Origin of the sequence: Bradyrhizobium sp. (assembly GCF_049798375.1) — a bacterium.
In the GTDB taxonomy this organism is placed as follows: domain Bacteria; phylum Pseudomonadota; class Alphaproteobacteria; order Rhizobiales; family Xanthobacteraceae; genus Bradyrhizobium.
In genome coordinates, this window is sequence record NZ_JBARGP010000031.1 from 1 (window position 1) to 3,961 (window position 3,961).

The 3,961-nt window shown below is 60.9% G+C and carries 4 protein-coding genes and 3 pseudogenes; 3 read left to right on the top strand and 4 right to left on the bottom strand.

The genetic code is table 11. The features are described from left to right. Positions 1-160: 160 nt before the first annotated feature. Positions 161-355 carry a hypothetical protein gene (locus WA702_RS01075; RefSeq protein WP_425108676.1) on the bottom strand — a complete coding sequence of 65 codons (195 nt, stop codon included), beginning with the start codon at positions 353-355 and terminating at the stop codon, positions 161-163. 719 nt (positions 356-1,074) lie between these two features. Between WA702_RS01075 and WA702_RS01080 the strand changes: the two are divergent. The 3 genes and pseudogenes from WA702_RS01080 to WA702_RS01090 all read left to right on the top strand — a co-directional run. Then, a pseudogene (locus tag WA702_RS01080) lies at positions 1,075-1,276 on the top strand (transglutaminase N-terminal domain-containing protein); the annotation flags it as partial. Positions 1,277-1,311: 35 nt separating this feature from the next. After that, a pseudogene (locus WA702_RS01085) lies at positions 1,312-1,533 on the top strand (transglutaminase family protein); the annotation flags it as partial. Between the two features lie 224 nt (positions 1,534-1,757). Beyond that, entirely contained in the window at positions 1,758-2,129 is a 372-nt protein-coding gene (locus WA702_RS01090; RefSeq protein ID WP_425108677.1) for a hypothetical protein, read from the top strand. A gap of 351 nt (positions 2,130-2,480) precedes the next feature. On the opposite strand, the gene WA702_RS01095 is transcribed toward WA702_RS01090, so the two are convergent. The 3 genes and pseudogenes from WA702_RS01095 to WA702_RS01105 all read right to left on the bottom strand — a co-directional run. Further along, positions 2,481-3,053 (bottom strand): methyltransferase, encoded by a 573-nt coding sequence (locus WA702_RS01095; RefSeq protein ID WP_425108678.1) that lies wholly within the window; start codon positions 3,051-3,053, stop codon positions 2,481-2,483. Then, positions 3,053-3,226 (bottom strand): annotated as a pseudogene (locus WA702_RS01100) (SMP-30/gluconolactonase/LRE family protein); the annotation flags it as partial. The pseudogene WA702_RS01100 and the gene WA702_RS01095, both read right to left, overlap by 1 nt. 179 nt (positions 3,227-3,405) lie before the next feature. Then, the coding region (locus tag WA702_RS01105; protein WP_425108679.1) for a ChrR family anti-sigma-E factor at positions 3,406-3,961 on the bottom strand (556 nt) is incomplete at its 5' end.

A 3,961-nucleotide genomic window follows, 5' to 3' on the forward strand; every position in this document is an offset into this window, starting at 1 on the left:
GCACGCGTGCCGCGAATCAAAATCACAAGTTTGCGAGCCCCCGAAGATGTGGGGCCCTCGGCTTCCGAAGTCCGCGTCGCACCTCTTCAGGCGAGACGGGTGCGAACTTCAGAAGCGGGAGCATGGGCGGCCGGCTGGCCGCCGCAGCAGCAGCAGATCGTTAGCGCTGATGGCCGAGGCCGATGCCGAGCGCGAGGGCCTTCTGGCGCAGCGAACCTTCGGTCCGCTTCATCGCCTTGGCGATCTTGGCCACGGGAGTCTTGGATTTCGAGTGCTGCTTCAACAACTTGATATCGGCCGACGTATACGGCTTACGTGCGAGCTTCTTCGGTGCCTTCTTTGCTGCCTTGGCCACATGATTCTCCTTCTAATGGGGGATCGTAATTAGCACGCGTGTCCTGGCTATCGAGCGATCGCAGGGGTGGAGCACGCGCAGTGATATCCTACTAAGACAGGCTGCTATTAGCCTCTGAAACGCAATATAGCAATCTCGATGTCCCATATGGCGTCTTGGTTGTATCAAGACGGCTCATTCGTAGCAAGTTCGGCGGTATACCAGTGGGCCGGTGACCGGATTTGGTAGGACGCTGGATCGTTTAGGCCCGTCGGATGAAGAAATGGTAACTAATTGTCATCGCGACAGAGCCGCAGAAGGCCAATATGGCGTCCGGGCACGGGTTTGGCGTTTACATATAATCGGGGAAGGACGATTGAAATCAGCTTTCCAGCCCCCTCATTGTACGTAGAGCGCTTATATCGGTGCTTGATCGGGCGAAATATCCACAGCTAAAGGCAGGGCGTAGTACGTAAGTCAATCATCCGACAAGATGACGAGATGATGGAGGATCGACCAGCCGGCCCGACCTGATACGCGTCCTGCCGTGATCATTGCAACCGCGTGGCCAGCAGCATAATTTTCCTGATATATCAATCATAATCAATCATAAGTGGTCTTCTCTCACTGATTTAAACCTCGATGCGCATGTTACGTGGGCAAAAACTGCCCGTTGTTGATGCTTGATCGACGAGATCACCGGTGTTCTGCTCAAGATTGCTGCCGGAGCATTGCATTACGTGTCGATCTATGTCGCGCTACACCACGTTACCCACTACACATATGATAGGCCTGTCGAGTTCGGTCCGCAGACCATTCGCCTGCGCCCGGCGCCGCACACGCGCACCGCGGTGCTGAACTATTCGCTCAAAGTGAGCCCTGCGAATCATTTCGTGAACTGGCAGCAGGATCCGCGGGGGCAACTGGCTCGCGCGCTACGTTCGCGCTATCTGCTCGGGCCCTTGCTCGCGCCGCAGCGGCTGCAGGGCGCCGACGCGGACCATGCGTGGGTCTCGGTGTGGTGCGGCGAGGCGCTTGGCTGGATCGGCTTCGATCGGACCTGATCTCCTGATCGCGAATGATCACATCGTGCTCGGCAAGGGGCGCTATTCTCCGACGTCTTGCCGGTCGACGGCATCATCGTCGGATCGCGGAGGCAGGAGCTCGGCGTCGCCATCGATGTCGTGCTGGTCGAGTAGGCGCTCCAGTCGCGAACTTCCGCGGCGCATCGCTTGGCAACAAATAGCAGTCACTCCGTTGTGACATGATGTGACGGCGATCTCTCCCGTTTCGCGCTGAAAAAGCCGGTTCCAGGTCATGGCGAGGCCCTGGATGTGGCCGGAACTATTTGGCGCAAGCACGCTTGATCAGGCCGAGGGCTTGAGGGGCTGGTTCCTCTCATTCGAGCGATGGAGTGATAGAAATGAGACGTATATCGCTGATGATCGGCATCGCGGCAGCCTGCGTTGCGGGGTCTGCCTCGGCGCGCCCATTGGTCAACCTCACAGGGACTTACACGTGCGTTCAAGGGTGCCGGAATGGCATGATCGGTGCGCCGGCATTTGTGACCCAGAACGGCGACGAGGTGAACCTGACCACGGAAACCGGCCAATCGTTCGAGGCCTGGCCGGACTGGAACGCGCCGAACCGCAGACTCTGGATCGACGCGCGCGACGAGAGCGCGGTCTATTCGCCTGACGGCATGCAGATTCAGTTCGACGACGGACGGGTCTGGCAACGAGAGTTGCCGCCGGTGATCGTGCAACGTGCGCCGGTGGTGTACGAAGGACGCTAGGCGCTCCACGTCGTCATTGCGAGGAGCGAAGCGACGACGCAATCCAGATTGTTGCTGGAGCGAGATTTCTGGATTGCTTCGCTTCGCTCGCAATTACGGCAAATAGTGCTCTGATTCGATGTTCAAAGAACACGGCTCTATAGTCCCGCGGCGCCTTGCGCCCGAGTATTTGTTGCGTTTTATCCAGGCAGGACGTCGTCACGCGCGCGCGAGGACCCATAGCCACAGGCAGGTGTGTTGAGGCGAACTGGAGCTCCAGCATTCGCCAAGTGATGTTTGGTGGTTGGATCCCGGTTCGTGCTCGCTCCGCCCGCTTGGCCGGCCGCCGACGGAGCAAAGCCTGATAGTTCGTCACAACACGAACGGCAGCAGCATCTTCGTGCGCTGCATATAGGCTGGATATTGCGTGGGAAATTGTTCGCACATCAGCGCTTCCTCGCGGCGGGCGCTGTAGATGAAATAGGCAAGCGATATCAGCAGCGGCGGCAGCCAGATCACGCCATACCCGATCACCGAGCCCAGCAACGCCGTAAGAATGCTGGTGTAGATCGGATGCCGGACGTAAGCATAGGGGCCGCCGGTCACCAGTTCCGGATCCTCCTTGCGGGACATCGGCATGCCCCAATTGCGCCCGATTGAGACGCGCGCTGCGATCGCAAAACTGATGCCGAGCGCGACCAGCGACGCACCGATCACCTGCACCAGCAGGCTGCCCGTGCGTTCGCTCAGCGCGGCCTGCAAGGCGTGGCGAATGGCGGGGATTTGCACCGATATCATGATGAGCGCCGCGATCGCCAGCCGGATGACCATGTGGCGCCACCATGCGGTGCCCCTCACGCTGCGCTTGGCGCTCAGCGCCGATAGCCCCCAATAGACAATGAAGACCAGCCAGAATGCGATAATGATCCAATGAGCCACCGGCATCAGCAGCGACCTTCCTGCAGGCAATGCTCGCGCCCTTCGACGTCGGTTCGGAAGGATTCGATGAAGCCGTTCTGCCGCTGCGACACGAAGACGGTCTTGCCGTCGGCGCCGCCGAAGACGAGGTTGCTCGGCTCCTCGGCCTTGAGCTGGATCTCGCGCTGGACGTGCCCGTCCGGTGTAGAGGTCGGATTGCATCTTAAGATGCAATCAGGGTGAGAGGGTACAGGTTTCGATATTCGCGCTGTTTGCGCGTGTGCCCTTCACTCCAGCCGTCTTCCCATCAAGAACGGGGGGAGGGAGCGGACCGTCTCCGTGCGAGATCCCGCGCACTTTCCGGGGCGCTCGCACCTCCCTAGAGCCGGATGAACGGGCTGATCAGCCAGCCGAGCATGCCCAGGAGCTTGAGGTCGCCGGTCATCGCGATCAGGCAGAGGCAGGGGCCATCGTCGGTGACGACAAGCTCATGCTCGACGTCCTCATCGGAGAAATCCAGGTCACCGGTTTCGAAGCGACTGGTGTGATCGGTGTAACTGCCTTTCAGCACGCAGGTCAGCTCGTCGCCGGTGTGGGTGTGCTGAATGAGACGCGCGCCCGGCTCGCCGTGCAGCAGGAAGGCGCGGCGTTTGCCGTTGGGCGTGAGCAGGATCGGCCGTGTGGTGAGGCCCGGCGCCACCCATCGCGATCGGCCGATCTGGAGGCCCTGCAAGGGTTCGGGCAACTCCGCCAGCTCCGGATCGCTCCGCACCGCCTGCTCGCTTTCCGGCGCGGGACGCGGGCTGCGATCGACCTCCGCCATGATTGCGGCGAAGGCCCCCGGCGGTTCGGGCGGCGCCTTCGCGTCGGCCAGCCCCGTACTGGCAAGCATTTCCATCCGGCCGACGAAGCGCTGGCAGCGCGCGCAGCCGCCG